Below are 19,444 nucleotides of genomic sequence, written 5' to 3'. Positions count from 1 at the left end.
TCAGTGGTCAGGGGACCGCGCTGAGTTGTCGGGCAAGGTCATTCGGCGACGGGATACATCGCTCGCCCGTGGTTGCCGCTCGTGCGGCGCGAACAAAGTCGGTCTCCTGCAACACCGCTCGGCCAGGATCACCCGAGCCGGTGTCCCACAGGGACGTGTCGTGGAGGACGTCATGGGAGGAGCCGTCGGCGATGACCTTGCCGCCGTCGACGACGATCACCCGGTCGCAACGCCACAGCGCCAGATCGACATCGTGGGTGATGCAGTAGACGCTGTCCACACCGGGAAGCTCCAGGATCGAGTCCAGGAAATGCGAAGCTGACGCCTCGTCCTGGCCCGCGGTCGGCTCGTCGAGGATCAGGCACTTCGGGCTCAGCGTGAGAGCAAGCGCAAGGGCCAGTCGGCGTTGCTGCCCGAACGACAGGGTCCTAGGCACCCGCGTCATCACATCGGGTTCGTCGACGAGGCCGACAGCCTGCAGCGCACGCAGACCGATGCCCTCGATCTCGCCCGGGTCGACACCGAGGTTTCGCGGCCCGAATGCCAACTCCTCGGCGACAGTGCCGGCGAACAGGGCCTGGGTCGGATTCTGGAAAAGGTAGCCGCACAACGCAGCGAGCTCTTTAGCCGAGTAGCTCTGCACCGGCCGCTGCTCGAGCTCGATGCTACCGGCGGTGACGTCCGCCAGGCCGACTGCGGCACGCAGCAGCGTCGACTTGCCCGCCCCGTTGCGGCCCAGGATGGCGACGCGCTGACCGGCAAGCAGATCGAGGTTAGCGTCGGCTACGACTGTGCTTGTGTCATAACCGATATCGGCATTCGAATAGCGCAGCCGTGAACCCGTCACGGCGCGCGGCGCGGGCGAGGGTTGGGCGGCCAGGATATCGGCGCGGGCGCGCAACGTATCGAACGGTAGTTTCACCGCGGCCGGATCCGCCGACGACAGGAAGCCGTCCAGCCCACCGGAGTAGGTGATGGTGCCCCGGTCCAGATACACGACGTTGTCCGGTGCAATCGGCACGACATGGTCGAGGCGATGTTCGATGACGATCGCTGACCCACCGGCATCGACGTAGTCGCGCAGCGCCCGCAGAACCCTGTCGGCGGCCTCGGTGTCCAGGTTCGCCAGTGGTTCGTCGACGATGATGAGCCGAGGGTCCATCACCAGGACACCTGCGAAGGCCACGAGTTGTAGCTGGCCGCCAGACAATTCGTGAGAGTTCGCGGCCAGCAGGGATTCGGTGATGCCGAGTCGCTCGGCAGTCCGATGGATACGATCGTGAATTTCACTCGCCGGCCTGCCCCGGTTCTCCAGGCCGAACGCGAGGTCGGCCAGGACCGTCTGGCCCACAACCTGGCGGCCGGGATTCTGCAACAGCGTTCCGACCGATTCCGAGATGTCTTTTATCTTAAGTTGTTTCGCGTCCCGGCCCGCCAGGGTCACCGAGCCGCTGACGGCGGCGCGATAGGCATGCGGCACCAGTCCGTTAATCACCCGCATCACGGTGCTCTTGCCGCAACCGGACGGGCCCGCCAGAAGAACCAGCTCACCTTCGTCCACGCGAAGGTCGATGTCGGTGACCGCGGGTTGGCTTCCCGCGGCGTAGGTCACGCTGACGCGGTTCAGCTCGAGCAGTGGTGTCATCGCCGCGACCCGTCGTTGTCGATGCGGACCCCGCGACTGGCCAGTTTGAGCTCGGCCACTCGGTGATCGGCTGAGGCGGGCAGGGCGTGCAGGCCGGGGCCGAGTTCGGCGCCGTGCCGGGCGATGTACTCGACGGCCGAGAGTTGGATCCCGAACGACAGATCCATGATCTCGATCGGATTACCCTCCCCCGCAGTGCAATTGATGCACGATCCGTCGTCGAGGATCACTACCTCGTTGCCGTTCGGCAACACGAGGGCGTCGATTCGTTCGCCGAGCGCCCTGCGGGTGGCACCGGAACCGAGCGCGTCGGCGACGGCGATCTCGTCCTGCACACCACCTGCGACCGCAACCGCCGCACCCCGCCGGAGCACGAGGAGATGCTCGAGCGCTACCGTCCGAGCGATACCGGTCGCCGAGATGACGAGGTCGGCGCCCGCCACCGCGTCGACCAGCGGCGCGACGCCGAAGCCCGCATACAGAGCCTCCAGGGCTGCGACCGGGTCGACCTCGGTGACGGTGACGACGCCACCCAGCGCGCTGGCCGCCCGGGCGACGCCCCTGCCCACGTGCCCGTATCCCGCCACCACCACCGACTTGCCGGCGAGGGGTTCGTCGAGCAGGTCCTGGATGGTCAACACGCACGACTGTCCGGTGCCATAACCGTTGTCGAACAATGTCTTGCACTTCGCGTCGTTGGCCGCGATCACCGGAATCCGAAGCGTCTGAGCTTCTTCCATCGCACGAACGGCCCACAGGCCGCTCGTGGTCTCTTCGGAGGCGGCCAGCACGTCCTGGAGGACCTGCCCGCGTTCGGCATGTGCCAATTCGATGAGGTGCGCGCCGTCGTCGACGAGGATGCGGTGCCGGCGATCCAGGAATCCCAGCGCCAGCGCATGATCGGTGGCGTGGTCGGCATCACTGCGGGCAAAGACGGCGATACCCGAGCGGAACAGTGCGGCCGCGACATCGTCCCGGGTGCTCGCGCCCTCGCAGAACACCGTCACGTCCGCCCCGGCCTCTGCCAGTACGAGAGCCAGGTTGGCGGTCTTCGGTTCGAGCACCAGGCTCAGCCCGATCCGGACGCCGTCGACGATGCCTGCCGTGCGGAACTGCGTACCGAGGGCCGCGGTGACCGGCATGAACTGTTTGGCCCAGTCGATCTTGTCCTGACCGCTGCGCCACAACCCGGGATCGGTGATCGTGCCGGCGGTCATCGCAGCAGCCTGGTCGCCAGCGTGGCCTCGGCGGCGGGGGCACCGAGGCTTGCCAGCAGCACCGCGAAGTCCGCCCGACTCTCGGCGGTGGCGGTGTCGAGTTGGTCGGCCGTCGGCGCCGGAACCACGAAGACGGGCCGGGGGCCGGAGAGTTGGCGCAGGTTTCGCACCGTCGCCACCGTCGGCTGCTCAGACCACAGGCCGGCGTTCGGCAGTGTCGCGTCGACGACGACAAGCGGGTGATCAGCGGCCTGGAGCAGCTCCGGCGTCAGTGGCGGGTGGTCAACTCCTGCGACGATGGCCACATCCACGTCAGCGGGCACCGCGGGCGCACCGTCGTACAGTCGGGCGCGTATCGGGGACCGCCGTGCAGCGAGCACGAGGGCGACCGGATCGTCCGAGGTCAGTTCGACGTAACCGCCGATCCGGGACAACGCGCTGACGAGCCGCTCACTCAGCGGACCGGTCCCGATCACCAGAAACCGCGTACTGGGCAGCAACAGGTTTGTTTCTCGTGCCAACGACCGCAGCACGAGTTCCGACCAGGCCCCCACCCCGAGCTCAGCGAGCAGCCGGGACGAGTCGAACGTGTCGCGATCGATCACCAGCGTCTCCCCCGTCGACGGCTCGTCGAACGATCCGAGCCGCGCGCCGATGGCCGCGCGCGTTGCGGGGTCGACGGAGGCGTCGACGATCAGGTGTGACCGTGGTCTCTGACGTCGATCAGGGTTGGGATACTTCGAAGGAGAGTCGTGTGTCATTGGCGTAGTTGCGCTTTCAGGCAACCGTCAACTAGTAGCGAAGGCGCACCGGACAGCCAATCCTTTGATTCAAGATGAACTCAACGTCGGCTCCTGGCGCCGCCCGGACCGGCCTCGTGGGCCGCTGCGGGCTGCGGAGCCGACAGCGCTCAGCACCCGCTCGATCCCCTGATCGGGGGATGCCACTGCCGGGCGTGCGGGTTCATACTGCGCACGTGGTCGCAACTCTGGATACTCTCCCCCGGAGTTCCTCATTCTGGTGGGATCGGGCGCGCTGCGCGCACGCCGACGTGCCGGTGCTCGAGGCAGTGGTCTTCGACTTCGATGCCCCCGTCGGCGCCAGCGAGCGCGATGCCCATATGTTCCGGGATCTGATCTGGAGCCTGCACTGCGCCGATATCCGGATCGCGGTCACCGCAGCGGGCGGCCGCGACCGGATCGAGCCCCTGGTGCGCGAGCTGATCGGTGACGGCGTCGTCGAAGTACTGATCACGGGAGACGACGTACTGCGCCCCAAGCCCGACCCGGAGGCCTACCACCGGATGCTGTCCGAACTCGGCCTCGCCGCGGCCCAAGTGCTGGCGTTCGAGCATTCAGCGACCGGGTTTCACACCGCGCAGGCTGCCGGGCTGGCGACGGTGGTGGTCTTGACCGAGCAGCTTCGCGACCACGACTTCATCGGTGCGGCCGAGGTGCTCGACCGGCACAACTGGCCGGATCCGTTGTCGGCCGAACGCTGCCGGCGCCTACACGAGCGCTGGTGGATCAACCGCAGCCGACGCAGCGCCTAACCCGCCTGGCCGCAAGCGGCCATGACCAATTCACGCACGCGCGCCGCATCCGCCTGCCCCTTGGTGGCCTTCATCACCGCGCCGACGATCGCACCGGCGGCCTGGACCTTGCCGCCGCGGATCTTCTCGGCCACATCGGGGTTGGCCGCGAGTGCTTCGTCGACGGCGGCCTGGATCAGTGAGTCGTCGCGCACCATGGCCAGGCCACGACCGGCCATCACCTGCTCGGGCTCACCCTCCCCGGCCAGCACACCCTCGACGACCTGACGGGCCAGCTTGTTCGACAGCTTGCCCTCGTCGACCAGTGCCACCACCTTGGCGACCTGGGCCGGGGTGATGCCGACGGCGTCGAGTTCGACGCCCGCCTCGTTGGCTTTCTGCACCAGGAAGTTCCCCCACCAGGCGCGAGCGGCCTCACTGGAGGCTCCCTGCTCGACAGTGGCCGCCACCAGGTCCACCGCACCGGCGTTCACCAGGTCGCGCATCACCTCGTCGGAGACGCCCCATTCCTGCTGAATTCGCTTGCGCGACAACCACGGAAGCTCCGGGATGGTCCCGCGCAGCCGCTGCACCAGCTCGTCGCTCGGCGCCACCGGTTCCAGGTCGGGCTCCGGGAAGTAGCGGTAGTCCTCTGCGGTCTCCTTGTCGCGGCCCGGCGAGGTGTAGCCGTCCTCGTGAAAGTGCCGGGTCTCCTGGTGGATCCGGCCGCCGGACGCGAGAATGGCTGCCTGGCGGCGCATTTCGTAGCGGACGGCGACCTCGACGCTCTTGAGGGAGTTGACGTTCTTGGTTTCGGTGCGGGTGCCGAACTCGGCCTGGCCGATCGGGCGCAGCGAGATGTTGGCGTCGCAGCGCAGCGAGCCCTGGTCCATCCGGACGTCGGAGACGTCCAACCCGCGCAGCAGGTCCCGCAGCGCGGTCACATAGGCACGGGCCACCTCCGGCGCGCGATCCCCGGCGCCCTCGATCGGCTTGGTGACGATCTCGATGAGCGGCACCCCGGCCCGGTTGACGTCCAGTAGCGAGGTGGTCGCACCGTGGATGCGGCCGGTGTCGCTGCCCACGTGGGTCAGCTTGCCGGTGTCCTCCTCCATATGGGCACGCTCGATCGGGATCCGGAAGGTGCTGCCGTCATCCAGCGGAACGTCGAGGTAGCCGTCGAACGCGATCGGCTCGTCGTACTGCGAGATCTGGTAGTTCTTCGGCTGGTCGGGATAGAAGTAGTTCTTGCGCGCGAACCGGCACCACGGGGCGATCTGGCAGTTCAGCGCCAACCCGATGCGGATGGCCGACTCGACGGCCGCGGAGTTGAGCACCGGCAGCGCCCCGGGCAGACCTAGACACACCGGGCAGACCTGGGTGTTGGGCTCGGCGCCGAACGTCGTCGAGCAGGCGCAGAACATCTTGGTGGCCGTCGACAGCTCGACGTGCACCTCCAGACCGAGCACCGGGTCGAACCGGGCCACGACCTCGTCGTAGTCCATCAGTTCGGCGTTGGCAGTGATCGTCATGGCATCGATCCTAGTGGGGCCGGTTCGGCCCGTCGGCAGACGAGGTCAGCCGAAGAACGCGGCCGCGTCGTCGTAGCGGGACTGCGGGACCAGCTTGAGCTGGCGCACCGCGTCGGCCAGCGGAACCCGGCCGATGTCGTTGCCCTGTAGCGACACCATCATCCCGTACTCACCGGCGTGCGCGGCGTCGGCGGCGTTGACCCCGAACCGGGTAGCCAGCACCCGGTCGTAGGCGGTCGGCGTCCCGCCGCGCTGCACGTGCCCGAGCACGGTGACCCGCACTTCCTTCTTGATCCGCTTCTCGACCTCGTTGGCCAATTGCTGGGCCACTCCGGTGAAGCGCTCGTGGCCGAACTCGTCGGTGCCACCCGAGCGCAACGCCATGGTGCCCTCGGCGGGCTTGGCACCCTCGGCGACGACGATGATGAAGCTCGACTCACCGCGCTGGAAGCGCTTCTTGACCAGCCGGCAGACCTCTTCGACGTCGAAGGGCTGTTCGGGGATCAGCGTCATGTGCGCGCCCGAGGAGAGCCCGGCGTTGAGTGCGATCCAGCCGGCGTGGCGACCCATCACCTCGACCACCATCACCCGCTGATGCGACTCGGCGGTGCTGTGCAGGCGGTCGATCGCGTCGGTGGCGATCTGCAGCGCAGTGTCGTGCCCGAAGGTGACGTCGGTGCAGTCGATGTCGTTGTCGATGGTCTTGGGCACCCCGACCACGGGGACGCCTTCCTCGGACAGCCAGTGCGCGGCGGTCAGCGTGCCCTCACCGCCGATCGGGATCAGAACGTCGATCCCGTTGTCCTCCAAGGTCTGCTTGAGGTCGTCGAGCCCGGCACGCAGCTTGTCCGGGTTGGTGCGCGCGGTGCCCAGCATGGTTCCGCCCTTGGCCAGCAGGCGGTTGTTGCGGTCGTCGTTGTGCAGCTGGATCCGGCGGTCCTCCAGCAGGCCACGCCAACCGTCCAGGAAGCCGACGACCGACGAGCCGTAGCGGGCGTCGCTGGTCCGCACGACCGCGCGGATGACGGCGTTGAGGCCGGGACAGTCGCCACCGCCGGTGAGAACTCCGATACGCATGGGACCTATCTTGCCCGTTGGCCGGTTTCCAGGCAGCGCATCTACAGTGCCGACGGCAGAGTTCCGCGGGCCGCCTCGTAGGCCGCGCCCACCCGGTAGAGCCGGTCATCGGCCAGTGCGGGGGCCATGATCTGCAGTCCGACCGGCAGGTTGTCGTCGGGCGAGAGGCCCGACGGAACCGACATTCCGCAGTGCCCGGCCAGGTTCAGCGGCAGGGTGCATAGGTCGAACAGGTACATCGCGAGCGGATCGTCGACCTTCTCACCGAGGCGGAACGCCGTGGTCGGGGTCGCCGGGGACACCAGGACGTCCACCTTCTGGTAGGCGTTGTCGAGATCGTTGGCGATCAGCGTGCGGACCTTCTGCGCCTGGTTGTAGTAGGCGTCGTAATAGCCCGCCGACAGCGCATAGGTTCCGATCATGATGCGGCGCTTGACTTCTGGGCCGAAGCCGGCGGCGCGCGTGAGCGCCATCACCTCTTCGGCGCTGTGGGTGCCGTCGTCGCCGACCCGCAGGCCGTAGCGCATGGCGTCGAAGCGGGCCAGGTTGCTCGAGACCTCCGACGGCAGGATCAGGTAGTACGCCGACAGCGAGTAGTCCAGATGCGGGCAGTCCACCTCGGTGATCTCGGCGCCCAGAGCGGCCAGTTGCTCGACGGCGGCGTTGAACGAGGCCAGCACACCCGGCTGGTAGCCCTCACCGCTGCGCAGCTGCTTGACCACCCCGATCCGGACGCCTGCCAGGTCACCGGCCGCGCCGGCTTTCGCCGCACCGACGACGTCGGGAATCTCAGCGTCCACCGAGGTGGAGTCGCGCGGGTCGTGACCGGCGATCACCGCGTGCAACAGAGCGGTGTCGAGCACGGTGCGGGCACACGGTCCGCCCTGGTCCAGCGATGACGCGCAGGCCACCAGCCCGTAGCGCGACACCGTGCCGTAGGTGGGCTTGACGCCGACGGTCGCGGTCAGCGCGGCGGGCTGGCGGATCGACCCGCCGGTGTCGGAGCCCAGCGCCAGCGGGGCCTGGTAGGCCGCCAGCGCGGCGGCACTGCCGCCGCCGGAGCCCCCAGGGACGCGCTCGACGTCCCACGGGTTGCGGGTCGGGCCGTAGGCGGAGTTCTCGGTGGAGCTGCCCATCGCGAACTCGTCCATATTGGTCTTGCCGAGGATCGGGATGCCGGCCGCGCGGACCCGGGCGGTCACGGTCGCGTCGTACGGCGACACCCAGCCTTCGAGAATCTTCGACCCGCAGGTGGTGGGCATGTCGGTGGTGGTGAAGACATCCTTGAGCGCCAGCGGCACACCGGCCAGTGGCGACGGCAGCGTGTCACCGGCGGCGACGGCCGCGTCAACACGCGCCGCCGTGGCCAGCGCCTCGTCGGCCGCGACGTGCAGAAACGCGTGGTAGCGCTCGTCGGTGGCGGCGATCTGGTCCAGGCAGGCCTGCGTCACCTCGACCGAGGACAGCTCCTTGGCGGCGATCTTGCGTCCCAGCGTGGCGGCGTCGAGCCGGATCACGTCACTCATCTACTCCGCCTCCCCCAGGATCTGCGGTACCGCGAAGCGGCCGTCGATCGCCGTCGGCGCCTCGGCCAATGCCTCGGCCTGGGTCAGGCACTCGTCGACGACGTCGGGGCGGGTGACATTGACCGACTTCAGCGGATTTCCGGTCGGTGAGACGTCGGTGACGTCGACGGCCTGGATCTGGCTGACATACCCCAGGATCGCGTCGAGCTGGCCTGCGAAATTGTCGACTTCGTGGTCGGTCAGGGCCAGCCGGGCCAGCTTGGCCAGCCGGGCTACCTCGTCGCGGGAGATCTGGGACACGGTGCACAAGCCTAGATGGCGCCGCGCCCACACCGAGACCGCAGGTGTTGCCAACCGACCCCCGGCCGGTGGCCGCCGGAGCCAGAAAGCCGGAATGCCGCGACCGGACGACTGTGAAACAGTGTGCGCGTGCCTTCCTATCTACTGCGGGTTCAACTCGAGGACCGTCCCGGTAGCCTCGGGTCGCTCGCGGTTGCCCTGGGCTCGGTCGGCGCCGACATCCTGTCGCTGGACGTCGTCGAGCGCGTCACCGGCTACGCCATCGACGACCTGGTGGTCGAACTGCCGCCGGGCACGATGCCCGACATGGTCATCACCGCCGCCGAGCGCCTCGAAGGTGTTCGGGTGGACACCATCCGCCCGCACACCGGCCTTCTTGAGGCGCATCGCGAACTCGAACTCATCGATCACATCGCCGCCGCCGACGGCCGCGACGCCAAGTTGCAGGTGCTGGCCAACGAGGCGCCGCGGGTCCTGCGGGTGGGCTGGTGCACGGTGGTCACATTGACCGAGTCCGGACTCGAGCGTGTGGTGGGAAGCCCCGGATCACCCGAAACCCAGGCGACCAGCGCGCCGTGGCTGCCGCTGACCCACGCCGAAGCCCTCGACGGGACCGCCGACTGGGTGCCCCAAGTGTGGCGCGACATGGACACCACCCTCGCTGCCGCACCGCTGGGCCAGCCGCATATTGCGGTGGTGCTCGGCCGCGCCGGCGGCCCGGTGTTCCGGCCCTCGGAGGTCGCCCGGCTGGGCTATCTGGCCGGCATCGTGGCCACGATCGTGCGCTGAGCTACTCCGCCGCCGGGCTTTCGGCCGGGGCGGGGCCGTTCTCGAGCAGCGCCCGGAAGCCGTCCTCGTCGAGGATGGGGACGCCGAGTTCGACCGCCTTGTCGTACTTCGAGCCCGGGGCATCCCCGGCAACGACGTAGGACGTCTTCTTCGACACCGAGCCGACGGCCTTGCCGCCACGGGTGATGATCGCCTCTTTGGCCTCGTCCCGGGAGAAGCCGGCCAACGACCCGGTGACCACAATCGACAGTCCCTGCAGGGTCGGGGTGATGGAGGCGTCGCGTTCGTCGGCCATCCGGACCCCGGCGGCCTGCCACTTGTCGACGATCGCCCGGTGCCAGTCGACGTCGAACCACTCCGTGAGGGCGGCGGCGATGGTGGGCCCGACACCTTCGACATCAGCCAACTGCGCCTCGTCGGCGGCCATGATCGCGTCGATGCTGCCCAGCGCGGTGGCCAGTGCCCGCGCCGCGGTGGGACCGACGTGGCGGATCGACAGCGCGACCAGGATCCGCCACAGCGGCCGGTTCTTGGCCTGCTCCAGGTTGGCCAGCAGCCGCGCCCCGTTGGCCGAAAGCACACCCTTGTTGGTGCGGAAGAACTCCGCGGTCAGCAGGTCCTCGGCGGTCAGCGTGAACAGATCGCCTTCGTCGCCGATGACCTTCGCATCCAGCAGTGCGGCCGCCGCCTCGTAGCCGAGGCCCTCGATGTCCAGGCCACCGCGCCCGGCGAGGTGAAACACCCTCTCCCGCAACTGAGCCGGACACGATCGCGCATTGGGACAGCGGATGTCGACGTCGGCTTCCTTGGCGGGGGCCAGCGCTGTTCCGCACTCCGGGCAGTGGGTGGGCATGACGAACTCGCGTTCGCTGCCGTCCCGCAGATCGACGACAGGGCCCAGCACCTCCGGAATCACGTCACCGGCCTTGCGGATCATCACGGTGTCGCCGATCAGCACGCCCTTGCGCTTGACCTCCGAACCGTTGTGCAGGGTGGCCATGCCGACCGTCGATCCGGCGATCTTCACCGGGGTCATCACCGCGAACGGGGTGACCCGGCCGGTGCGCCCGACGTTGACCTGGATGTCGATGAGCTTGGTCTGGGCCTCCTCGGGCGGATACTTGTAGGCCACCGCCCACCGCGGGGTGCGTGAGGTGGCACCGAGGCGGCGCTGCAACGCGAAATCGTCGACTTTGACGACGATGCCGTCGATTTCGTGTTCGATCTCGTGGCGCCGCTCGCCCCAGTAGGTGATTCGTTCCTCGACGGCGGCCAGCCCCGCCACCCGCGTGGTGTGGTCGGAGACCGGCAGGCCCCACGCCTTCAAGGCGAAGTAGGTGTCGTGCAGGGTGGCCGGGGTGAAGCCTTCGGTGTAACCCAGTCCGTGGCAGATCATCCGCAGTTTGCGCTTGGCGGTGACGGCCGGATTCTTTTGGCGCAGTGAGCCGGCCGCACTGTTGCGCGGATTGGCGAACGGATCCTTGCCTTCGGCGACCAGGCTGGCGTTGAGGTTCTCGAAATCGGCCACCATGAAGAACACCTCGCCGCGCACCTCGAGAACCGCGGGTATCGGATAATCCTCTGCCGCAGTGAGGGTTTCGGGGATGTCGTCGATGGTGCGCGCGTTGTTGGTGACGTCCTCGCCGACCCGCCCGTCACCGCGGGTGGCCGCCCGCTCCAATCGGCCGTCGCGGTACACCAGGCCCAGGGCCACGCCGTCGACCTTGAGCTCGCACAGGTACTGCGGGTCGGGGCCGAGCTCGGTTTCCACCCGGGTGGACCAGGCCGCCAGCTCCTCGGTGTTGAACACATCTTCCAGCGACAGCATCCGTTCCAGGTGGGTGGCCGCGGTGAAGTCGGTCGCAAAGCCCGCGCCGCCGACCAGCTGGGTCGGCGAGTCCGCCACCCGCAGCTCGGGGTAGCGCTCCTCGAGAGCGAGCAGTTCGTTGAAGAGTGCGTCGAAGTCGGCGTCGGAGACGATCGGCGCGTCCTTGATGTAGTAGCGGAACTGGTGTTCGCGCACCTCGTCGGCGAGCTCCTGCCAGCGCCGGCGCACATCCGGATCGATCGGGTCGACCTCGGGATCAGGCGTCTCTGAGCTCACCCTGGCAGGTTATCGGAGGGCACCGACGTGGCAGTCTTGAGAGCCATGCCCCATCCCGTGATGTTCGACGACGACGATCCGGCACTGGCCCGGGTCCGCGGCATCGCGCTGGGCTTTCCCGAGGTGGTGGAGAAGATCTCGCACGGCCGCCCGACGTTCTGCGCGCCGAAGATGTTCGCGGTCTACGGAGGTAGCCGCAAGAACCCGAGCGGGCCGATGATCCGCTATCCACACGCGCTGCTGATCAAGGTCGACGACAGTGAACGCCCGGCGCTGACGCAGGATCCCCGCTTCTTCCTGCCGGCCTATCTGGGCCCGTTCGGCTGGCTGGGCCTGGATTTCGACGCAGCCAAGGTCGACTGGGCCGAGGTGGGCGAACTCGTCGACGCCTCGTTCCGGCTGCAGGCCCCGCCGCGGCTGATCCGGCTGCTGGACGGCTGAGCTACCGATTCGGTGGGCAGGTGTAGACCGGACCCGGCGGAAGTGCGCCCTGATTGAGGAATGCCAGCATCGTGTTCTCGGCGCAGGTGTTCTGCGCGGAGGCGATATGGCCCTGTGCCGGTGCGACCACCAGGGTCGAGGCCTTGATCTGGCTGCGCAGCGACTGAGCCCACGCCAGCGGGGTGGCCGGGTCGCCGGTGGTGCTGAGAATCAGCACCGGCCCCGCGCCCGTCGTGTCCACCGGTCCTGGTCCCCGCACCGACGGTGCCGGCCACGTCTCACACGGTTGCAGCGACCACGCCCGGTTGGCACCACTGATGGGACTTTCCATCGCCCACACCGGTGCCAGTCGCTGGGGTTTGTCCGGATTGCGGTGGGTCGCGAAGTCGGTGCACACCACCGACAGGTATTCCGAGTCGGCCGGATTGACCATCAGATCCGGCGAGTAGGCGGCGTCGAGCACCTTGGGCCACTGTCCCCCCAGTGCCTGCTGCAGTGTCGTGCGCAGGCTCGGCCACCCCGAAACCGGGAAATACTGCGAAGATTCGACCAGCGCCAGCATCCGGGCCCCGGACAGCCTTCGTCCGTCAGCACCGACATAGGGCTGCTCGTCGAGATTGCGAACAAGTCCGGAAATCTGTTGTAGCGCTTGATCACTCGGGCCGGTCAGCGGGCAGTCCGCTCGGCGCAGGCAGTCGTCGACGAAGGCGGCGATGCTGCGTTGCATGCCTTGGGCTTGGCCGTGCCGGACCTCCTGGTAGTCGAGCATCGGGTCCATCACCGAGTCGAGAACGATCCGGTCGGTCTTGCCGGGGAACATGTCGGCGTAGAGGGCGCCCAGGAATGTTCCGTACGAGTAGCCCAGATAGTTGATCTGGTCGAAGCCCATCGCTTTACGGATCTCGTCCATGTCGCGGGCGACGTTGGCGGTGCCCACATGCGCGAGGGCGTCGCCGAACTGAGCCTGGCAGGCGTTGCCGATTCCGGCGGCGAGGTCCTTGGCCCGGTCGATGTCGGCTTGGGACGCCGGAACGCTGGGCTGGTCGAAGATCGCCCGGCGCTGGGTGTCGTCGAGGCATCGGATCGCGGGCTTGGACCCGCCGACGCCGCGCGGGTCGAAGGAGACCACCGTGTAGGTGTCGGTGAACTTCTCGAAGTACTCGCGGTTGGATCGCAGATCGTTGACTCCGCTGATGCCGGGCCCACCCGGGTTGGTCACGAGCAACCGGGGTTGGGCGGCTTTCGACGGGATCCGGATCACCGGGACGGCGAAGCTCGGACCTTGGGGCTTGTCGTAGTCGAACGGCACTGTGAGGGTGGAACATTCAACACCCGGATAGGAGCCGTCAGACTCAGGCATCGATTCGGTCATGATGCACGGGCCCCACGGCGCCAGCCCGACCACCGACGCCGCGTCCCGTTGGCTGACCGGAGCCGAGCACGCCCCGACGACCATCGCGGTGACGGCCGCAGCCACGGCCCACCGCCTCACCCCCGACGCAGCTGACATGCCCTACCTTGTAACACGTTCGGCGCCCGCCGGCACGGAACTCGATCAGATGGCGTCGGGATCCTCGGTTATCGCCTCGGCGGCCCGCTGTGACAGTTCGACCGCGATGCGCGCCCATTGCGCGGTGGCTCCGGCCAGTCCGCACGCGGGGCTGATGCCGACCCGATCACGAACCACGGGGCGGGGAAAGCCGATTCGGTCGGTGATGGCGACAGCGGCGGCCGCCACCTCTTCGGCCGACGGGCGACGCTGCGGCGCGGTGGTCGGCAGCAGGCCGAGCACGACGGCGCGGCCCGAGTCAAGGAACTCACCCAGTCCGTCGAGGTCGGCGTCGTCCAAGGTCGCGGCATCGAGCGACACGGCATGGATTGCACTGCGCTGTAATACCTTCCAGGGAATATCGGCCGCACAACTGTGCAGAATCACCTCGGTGCCCGCGGCGGCGACACATGTGTCGATCAGGCTGACGGCGACGGCCTCGTCCACCGGGTGCACGGGATTGAGTCGGCTCACCCCGGCCAGCTGTCCGGCCAGCGCCGCAGGCAGCACGGGCTCGTCGTACTGCACCACCACGGTGGTGCCCAACCGCCTGGCCAACTCGGCGCGGTGCACCGCCACCCCCTCGCCCAGCGAGGCGGCCAGGTCCCGGAGGGCACCGGGGTCGGTGATCGCCCGGTGGCCGTTGGGCAGTTCCAACCCGGCGGCCAGGGTGATCGGTCCGGGCGCCTGCACCTTGACCGTGCGTCCGGCCACCGCGCTGCCCGCCTTCTCCCAGGCCTCCTCGAGGGCGTCGATGTCCTCGTCGAGCAGGCTGGTTGCCCGGCGCATCACTGCACCGGGCCGCGCGGTGATGCGGTATCCGCGCGGAACCGTGTCGAGGGCGATGTCGATGAGAAGCGCACCCGCGCGCCCGATCATGTCGGCACCCACACCGCGGGCGGGCAACTCGACAAGGTGTGGCAGCCGGTGCAACTCACCGACCACGATCTCGGCGGCTTCCCGTGGTGTCGAACCGGGCCAGGAACCGACGCCGGTGGCCGCCGCGAAAACGCTCATCCGGCAACCGTATTGGACACCCCGCCGTCCGGGGTCCACCGGGGGCCTACGGTGGAGGTCGTGACGGTGCGGGCCGGGCTGTGGTGCTGCGTGGTGGCGGCGGCCGTCACTGGCTGCACCCAGTGGACCCAGGGCGCGCCGTTGCGGGCGCTGACCGAGCCGCCGTATCACCCGCCGGGGATCGTCGACGTCGACACGGTGCTGCTGAGCCAGGCTCAGATGCAGTCGATCACCGGCGGCGGTCCGGACCTCACCATCATTCCCACCATGGACGGCACGTCCCCGGTGGACATCGACGCATTGGCCAAGTCGGTGTCACCGGAGTGCCGGTTCGTCTTCGCCGAGACCGCCGCCTTCGGCCCGGACGTCGAAGACTTCCACAAGACGAGCTTCCAGGATCCGCCCCGGGCGGCGCTGATTTCGCAGGGGGCGGCCGCCTACCGGGACGCCGCCGGCGCCCAGCGGGCATTCGATGCGCTGTCCGGCACGGTGTCGCGCTGCGCCGAGAGCTCCGACGGGGCGCTGCTGGTCGGGGAGGTCACCGGCGACGCGCAGTCGGTGCGGACCCGGCCCGGTGCGTGCGGGCGTGACTACCGGGTGAAGGGCCCGGTCCTGGTGGAGGTGACGTTCTGTGCGTTCCCCGAGTCGGTGTCCGACATCGTGATGGCGAACATCCTCAGCAGGATTCCGGGCGGTTGACGATGGTGGCGCTGCCGATGACCTCGTCGCCGGCCGGGTCGGGCCGGTAGAGCACCAGGGTCTGGCCGGCGGCGACACCGCGCAGCGGCGACCGCAGCGTGACCGCAAGTGTGTCGCCGACCAGTTCGGCCACCGCGGGCACGATACCGCCGTGCGCCCGCACCTGGACCTCGCCTTCGACCGGGCCCTGCGGCGCAACCCCGGAGGTGAACACCGGGTGCTGGCCGGTCAGCGACCACGTCTCGAGGTCTTCGACGCCGCCCACCCGCACGGTCTGCGTGGCGGCGTCGATCTCGGTGACATAGCGGGGCATACCGTCGGGCCCGGGGCCCGCAATCCCGAGACCTTTGCGCTGTCCGATGGTGAAGCTGTGCACGCCGTCGTGCTCGGCGAGGACGGTGCCCGCGGAATCGACGACCGTGCCGCGCCGCACGCCGATGCGGGCACCGAGGAAGGCCTGGGTGTCTCCGGAAGGGATGAAGCAGATGTCGTGGCTGTCCGGCTTGCTGGCCACCGTCAGACCGCGGCGGGCCGCTTCCTCGCGGATCTGCGGCTTGGGGGTGTCCCCGATCGGGAACAACGCGTGACGCAACTGGTTGGCCGTCAGCACCCCGAGCACATAGGACTGGTCCTTGTCGGCATCGATCGCACGACGCAACCTCCCGTCAGCCAGCCGCGCGTAGTGTCCGGTGGCCACCGCGTCGAAACCCAGCGCCAGCGCCTTGGCAGCCAGCGCGGAGAACTTGATCTTCTCGTTGCAGCGCACGCACGGGTTGGGTGTCTCGCCGCGCGCATAGGACTCCACGAAGTCTTCGATGACGTCCTGTGCGAACTGGTCGGCGAAATCCCAGACGTAGAAGGGAATTCCGAGGACATCGGCTACACGGCGGGCGTCGCCGGCGTCCTCCCGGGAGCAGCAGCCACGCGACCCGGTGCGTAGGGTTCCCGGCGAACGCGACAGGGCCAGGTGCACACCCACGACGTCGTGGCCGGCGTCGACCATCCGTGCGGCAGCCACCGAGGAATCCACCCCACCGCTCATCGCGGCCAGCACCCTCATCGCAAACCGCTCAGTGACGAACTGGCCAGGGCAGCCTGGCGCGCCCGCTCGACCGCGGCGGGCAGAACCCGCAGCGCGGCGTCGACATCAGCCTCGGTAGTGGTGTGCCCCAACGACAGTCGCAGGGAGCCCCGGGAGACGACCGGGTCGGCGCCCATCGCCACCAGGACGTGGGACGGCTGGGCAACACCGGCTGTGCACGCCGAACCGGTGGAGCATTCGATTCCGTTGGCGTCCAACAACATCAGCAGCGAATCGCCCTCGCAGCCGCGGAAGGTGAAGTGGGTGTTGCCGGGCAGGCGACGATCCCCCAGCGCACCGTTGACCGCGGTGTCGGCGATGGATGCCAGTACCCCGGCGATCAGCCGCTCCCGCAATTCCCGTAACCGGGCGGCGGTGGCATCCAGGGATTCCACGGCGATACGAGCGGCGGTGGCCATGGCGATCGCACCGGCGACGTCGGGTGTGCCGGAACGGACGTCGCGTTCTTGGCCGCCGCCGTGCAGCAGTGGCACAGCGGCGACGTCGCGGCGCAGGAACAGCGCGCCGACCCCGGTGGGTCCACCGAACTTGTGCGCGGTGATGCTCATCGCCGACAACCCGGACTCGGCGAAGGCGACCGGGATCTGGCCGACCGCCTGGACCGCGTCGCTATGGATGGGCACGTCGAACTCGGCGGCGACGGCGGCCAGCTCGTTGATCGGCATGATGGTGCCGACCTCGTTGTTGGCCCACATCACCGTGACCAGGGCGACGTCACCGTGTTCGTCGAGTGCCGCGCGCAGGGCGGCCGGTGTCACCGAACCGTCGGGTTCGGTGGGCAGGTAGGTCACCTCGGCGCCCTCGTGCTCGGCCAGCCAGATGACGGCGTCGAGCACCGCGTGGTGCTCGACCGAGGTGGTGACGATTCGCCTGCGGTTCGGGTCGGCGTCGCGCCGGGCCCAGTAGATGCCCTTGACGGCGAGGTTGTCGCTTTCGGTGCCGCCCGCGGTGAAGATGATCTCCGAGGGCCGGGCGCCGAGCAGGGCCGCGAGGCTCTCCCGGGACTCCTCCATGCGGCGTCGGGCGTCGCGGCCGGCGGTGTGCAGCGAGGAGGCATTGCCCACGGTGGCCAGCGCGGCCGTCATCGCCTCGATGGCAGCGGGGTGCATCGGGGTGGTGGCGGCGTGGTCGAGGTAGACCGGACCCGTCGGGCTCATGGCCTGTCCAGGATACCGGCAGGCCAGCAACCCCTCGTCCCCACCGAAGCGGATGCCCGGAGGTGGTCCTAGCCGGCCAGGGCGTGGCTGTGCTGGAACCCGGGCGTGCTGCGCCCCCGCACGGCCACTTCACAGCGCGCTGCAAGCTCGCGACGGTCGGTGCCAGGCAGTTCCAGCGAGGTCACCTCCACGTCGACCACGGTGAGGCCGGCGCGGGCGATGCGGCTCAGCGACTGCCCGATGGTGTCGTCGCCGATGAACGCCGGCACGGTCGAGGGTTGACCGTCGCGGTGGTGATACGTCAACCGCAGCGGCTGGACGGGGCGCCCGGAGTCGACGGCAGCCTGGAACATCGCCGGGTGGAACGGCCCGTAGGCCAGCCCGCACCAGGTGGTGCCCTCCGGGAACGCGACGACGGTCTGGCCGCGACGCAGCCGTTCAGCCACCGTGGCCACCACGTGCGGGAGCCTGCGCAGGCTGGCCCGATCGATCGGGATGACCTTCATGATCCGCGCCGCCAGCCCGACGGCGGGCCAGTCGATCAGGTCGGCGCGGGCCACGAATGCCCCCGGCAGCACCGAGCCGATGACGAAGATGTCGACCCATGAGACGTGGCCACTGACCACCAGTACGCCGCGCAGGTTGCGAATAGGGCCGCCGGACAAGGTGATCCGCACGCCGAGGCTGCGCAGCAGCGTTCGGCAGTACAGGCGCTGCACCCGGGAACGGCCGGGCAGCGGAACCGCCAGCAGCGGCAGCAGCGGCAGCAGCATCAGCGCCACCGCGATCCGCCGGATCATCCGTAGGGTGGCCAGCGTCGGGTGGCCCTGGTGACCGGTGCCTGCGCGCACACAGCTGTCGTCGCAGCTGGCCCTGGGCAGCCAGGCATGCTCGATGACGTTCATCAGGCAAGCCCCATCTCGGTGGCCGCCGACACCGACCGCAGCCGGGTCAGGTAGCGGGTGTCGGCCCGGCGTTTGTCGAGCAGGGCCGGGAAGTCACCGACCCCGAAGTCGGGATCGTGGGCCGGTTCGCCGCACACTTTCGCCCCCAGCCGCAGGTAACCGCGCATCAGCGGCGGGATGGTGGGCCGGGCTGGTGGCTCGATGTCATCGAGGGTTCGCCCGTCGAGGATCACCGGCCGGTAGGGGCGGACGGTGAACTCGGGTGCGGCGGCGTGGCGGCGCAGTACGAAGTCCCGCACCCCGCGCAGGAGGCTGCCGGGTTCGCCGTCGCCGTGCGTGGGCACCGAGACGCACCCGGTGACGTAGTCGTAGCCGCAGCGGTCCAGGTAGGCCAGGATGCCGCCCCACATCAGCAGGACGACAGCTCCGTTGCGGTGGTCCTCGCGCACCACCGCGCGGCCCATCTCCACCAGCGACGGCCGGAGCACGTCGAGGGCCGAGACATCGAATTCTGTTGCAGTGTAGAGACTTCCGGCCGCGATAGCGCCGGGTGGGGGCATCATGCGGTAGCAGCCGACGATCTCGCCGGTGGTGTCCTCACGGACCAGTAGGTGGTCACAGAACTCGTCGAAGCGGTCGGCGTCCAAATCGGCGCCAACTCCGTCGCCGGCGGCCGGCAGGGCGAACCCCGGTTCGGTGCTGAAGACGTGGTGGCGCAGGCGCTGCGCCTCCTCGATGAGGGCGGGGGCGGTGGTCAGCAGCAGCGTGTAGCGGGGGCCGCGCAGGGCGGCGGTCTCGGCGTGGTCAGGGGCTATGAGTACAGATGCAGTGCTCATGCCTGAACGGTCGCCGT

General features: G+C 68.9%; 18 protein-coding genes. 4 read left to right on the top strand and 14 right to left on the bottom strand.

Features of this window, described 5'->3' with window-relative positions:
* Positions 1–7: 7 nt before the first annotated feature.
* The 3 genes from OG976_RS21990 to OG976_RS21980 are packed head-to-tail and all read right to left on the bottom strand — an operon-like array spanning position 8 to position 3,623.
* Positions 8–1,645, bottom strand: a complete 1,638-nt coding sequence (locus tag OG976_RS21990) for an ABC transporter ATP-binding protein (RefSeq protein ID WP_328353595.1) — start codon at positions 1,643–1,645, stop codon at positions 8–10.
* Positions 1,642–2,862 (bottom strand): adenosylhomocysteinase, encoded by a 1,221-nt coding sequence (locus OG976_RS21985; protein WP_328353592.1) that lies wholly within the window; start codon positions 2,860–2,862, stop codon positions 1,642–1,644. Before OG976_RS21985 ends, OG976_RS21990 begins: the two co-directional genes overlap by 4 nt.
* Complete coding sequence (locus OG976_RS21980; protein ID WP_328353589.1) at positions 2,859–3,623, bottom strand: hypothetical protein; 765 nt, start codon at positions 3,621–3,623, stop codon at positions 2,859–2,861. The genes OG976_RS21985 and OG976_RS21980 overlap by 4 nt, the downstream gene beginning before the upstream one ends.
* 215 nt (positions 3,624–3,838) lie before the next feature.
* Here OG976_RS21980 and OG976_RS21975 point away from each other — a divergent pair, with 215 nt between their 5' ends.
* Entirely contained in the window at positions 3,839–4,414 is a 576-nt protein-coding gene (locus OG976_RS21975) for an HAD family hydrolase (protein WP_328353586.1), read from the top strand.
* Here OG976_RS21975 and gatB read toward each other — a convergent pair.
* From gatB to gatC, 4 genes are read right to left on the bottom strand one after another with little or no spacing between them, the layout of a single operon-like run.
* Positions 4,411–5,925, bottom strand: a complete 1,515-nt coding sequence (gene gatB / locus OG976_RS21970; RefSeq protein ID WP_328353583.1) for an Asp-tRNA(Asn)/Glu-tRNA(Gln) amidotransferase subunit GatB — start codon at positions 5,923–5,925, stop codon at positions 4,411–4,413. The two genes, OG976_RS21975 and gatB, sit on opposite strands and share 4 nt — an antisense overlap.
* A gap of 45 nt (positions 5,926–5,970) precedes the next feature.
* Positions 5,971–7,002, bottom strand: a complete 1,032-nt coding sequence (locus tag OG976_RS21965) for an ATP-dependent 6-phosphofructokinase (RefSeq protein ID WP_328353580.1) — start codon at positions 7,000–7,002, stop codon at positions 5,971–5,973.
* Between the two features lie 41 nt (positions 7,003–7,043).
* Positions 7,044–8,528 (bottom strand): Asp-tRNA(Asn)/Glu-tRNA(Gln) amidotransferase subunit GatA, encoded by a 1,485-nt coding sequence (gatA, locus tag OG976_RS21960; protein WP_328353577.1) that lies wholly within the window; start codon positions 8,526–8,528, stop codon positions 7,044–7,046.
* Positions 8,529–8,828, bottom strand: coding sequence for an Asp-tRNA(Asn)/Glu-tRNA(Gln) amidotransferase subunit GatC (gatC, locus tag OG976_RS21955; RefSeq protein ID WP_328353574.1), 300 nt, complete (start codon positions 8,826–8,828; stop codon positions 8,529–8,531).
* Between the two features lie 129 nt (positions 8,829–8,957).
* On the opposite strand from gatC, the gene OG976_RS21950 reads away from it, so the two are divergent.
* The gene (locus tag OG976_RS21950) at positions 8,958–9,617 is read left to right on the top strand and encodes an amino acid-binding protein (protein ID WP_328353571.1); all 660 of its coding nucleotides are present in this window, start codon (positions 8,958–8,960) and stop codon (positions 9,615–9,617) included.
* 1 nt (position 9,618) lies between these two features.
* On the opposite strand, the gene ligA is transcribed toward OG976_RS21950, so the two are convergent.
* Positions 9,619–11,685 (bottom strand): NAD-dependent DNA ligase LigA, encoded by a 2,067-nt coding sequence (ligA, locus tag OG976_RS21945; RefSeq protein ID WP_328363883.1) that lies wholly within the window; start codon positions 11,683–11,685, stop codon positions 9,619–9,621.
* A gap of 81 nt (positions 11,686–11,766) precedes the next feature.
* Here ligA and OG976_RS21940 point away from each other — a divergent pair, with 81 nt between their 5' ends.
* Positions 11,767–12,162, top strand: a complete 396-nt coding sequence (locus tag OG976_RS21940) for an MmcQ/YjbR family DNA-binding protein (protein ID WP_328353568.1) — start codon at positions 11,767–11,769, stop codon at positions 12,160–12,162.
* Position 12,163: 1 nt separating this feature from the next.
* On the opposite strand, the gene OG976_RS21935 is transcribed toward OG976_RS21940, so the two are convergent.
* Both OG976_RS21935 and OG976_RS21930 read right to left on the bottom strand, forming a co-directional pair.
* Positions 12,164–13,639, bottom strand: a complete 1,476-nt coding sequence (locus OG976_RS21935) for an alpha/beta hydrolase (RefSeq protein WP_328353565.1) — start codon at positions 13,637–13,639, stop codon at positions 12,164–12,166.
* A 78-nt stretch (positions 13,640–13,717) separates the two neighbouring features.
* Positions 13,718–14,728 (bottom strand): methionine synthase, encoded by a 1,011-nt coding sequence (locus OG976_RS21930; protein WP_328353562.1) that lies wholly within the window; start codon positions 14,726–14,728, stop codon positions 13,718–13,720.
* Positions 14,729–14,788: 60 nt separating this feature from the next.
* On the opposite strand from OG976_RS21930, the gene OG976_RS21925 reads away from it, so the two are divergent.
* The gene (locus tag OG976_RS21925) at positions 14,789–15,427 is read left to right on the top strand and encodes a sensor domain-containing protein (RefSeq protein WP_328353559.1); all 639 of its coding nucleotides are present in this window, start codon (positions 14,789–14,791) and stop codon (positions 15,425–15,427) included.
* Here the strand turns inward: OG976_RS21925 and mnmA are convergent.
* The 4 genes from mnmA to OG976_RS21905 all read right to left on the bottom strand — a co-directional run bounded on the left by mnmA (position 15,405) and on the right by OG976_RS21905 (position 19,427).
* The gene (gene mnmA / locus OG976_RS21920) at positions 15,405–16,487 is read right to left on the bottom strand and encodes a tRNA 2-thiouridine(34) synthase MnmA (RefSeq protein ID WP_328353556.1); all 1,083 of its coding nucleotides are present in this window, start codon (positions 16,485–16,487) and stop codon (positions 15,405–15,407) included. The two genes, OG976_RS21925 and mnmA, sit on opposite strands and share 23 nt — an antisense overlap.
* Entirely contained in the window at positions 16,484–17,686 is a 1,203-nt protein-coding gene (locus OG976_RS21915; RefSeq protein WP_328353553.1) for a cysteine desulfurase family protein, read from the bottom strand. The genes mnmA and OG976_RS21915 overlap by 4 nt, the downstream gene beginning before the upstream one ends.
* A gap of 68 nt (positions 17,687–17,754) precedes the next feature.
* Positions 17,755–18,591 (bottom strand): lysophospholipid acyltransferase family protein, encoded by an 837-nt coding sequence (locus OG976_RS21910; protein WP_328353551.1) that lies wholly within the window; start codon positions 18,589–18,591, stop codon positions 17,755–17,757.
* On the bottom strand, positions 18,591–19,427 hold the full coding sequence (locus OG976_RS21905; RefSeq protein WP_328353549.1) for a GNAT family N-acetyltransferase: 837 nt from the start codon (positions 19,425–19,427) through the stop codon (positions 18,591–18,593). The genes OG976_RS21910 and OG976_RS21905 overlap by 1 nt, the downstream gene beginning before the upstream one ends.
* Positions 19,428–19,444 lie beyond the last annotated feature (17 nt).

It is taken from the genome of Mycobacterium sp. NBC_00419, from assembly GCF_036023875.1.
Lineage (GTDB): Bacteria > Actinomycetota > Actinomycetes > Mycobacteriales > Mycobacteriaceae > Mycobacterium.
This window is presented reverse-complemented; position numbering and strand designations above follow the sequence as displayed.

Coding starts and splice junctions, on each gene's coding strand:
- OG976_RS21990 (WP_328353595.1), bottom strand. CDS start 1,645: ATGACACCACTGCTCGAGCTGAACCGCGTCAGCGTGACCTACGCCGCG.
- OG976_RS21985 (WP_328353592.1), bottom strand. CDS start 2,862: ATGACCGCCGGCACGATCACCGATCCCGGGTTGTGGCGCAGCGGTCAG.
- OG976_RS21980 (WP_328353589.1), bottom strand. CDS start 3,623: ATGACACACGACTCTCCTTCGAAGTATCCCAACCCTGATCGACGTCAG.
- gatB (WP_328353583.1), bottom strand. CDS start 5,925: ATGACGATCACTGCCAACGCCGAACTGATGGACTACGACGAGGTCGTG.
- OG976_RS21965 (WP_328353580.1), bottom strand. CDS start 7,002: ATGCGTATCGGAGTTCTCACCGGCGGTGGCGACTGTCCCGGCCTCAAC.
- gatA (WP_328353577.1), bottom strand. CDS start 8,528: ATGAGTGACGTGATCCGGCTCGACGCCGCCACGCTGGGACGCAAGATC.
- OG976_RS21940 (WP_328353568.1), top strand. CDS start 11,767: ATGCCCCATCCCGTGATGTTCGACGACGACGATCCGGCACTGGCCCGG.
- OG976_RS21930 (WP_328353562.1), bottom strand. CDS start 14,728: ATGAGCGTTTTCGCGGCGGCCACCGGCGTCGGTTCCTGGCCCGGTTCG.
- mnmA (WP_328353556.1), bottom strand. CDS start 16,487: ATGAGGGTGCTGGCCGCGATGAGCGGTGGGGTGGATTCCTCGGTGGCT.
- OG976_RS21915 (WP_328353553.1), bottom strand. CDS start 17,686: ATGAGCCCGACGGGTCCGGTCTACCTCGACCACGCCGCCACCACCCCG.
- OG976_RS21910 (WP_328353551.1), bottom strand. CDS start 18,591: ATGAACGTCATCGAGCATGCCTGGCTGCCCAGGGCCAGCTGCGACGAC.
- OG976_RS21905 (WP_328353549.1), bottom strand. CDS start 19,427: ATGAGCACTGCATCTGTACTCATAGCCCCTGACCACGCCGAGACCGCC.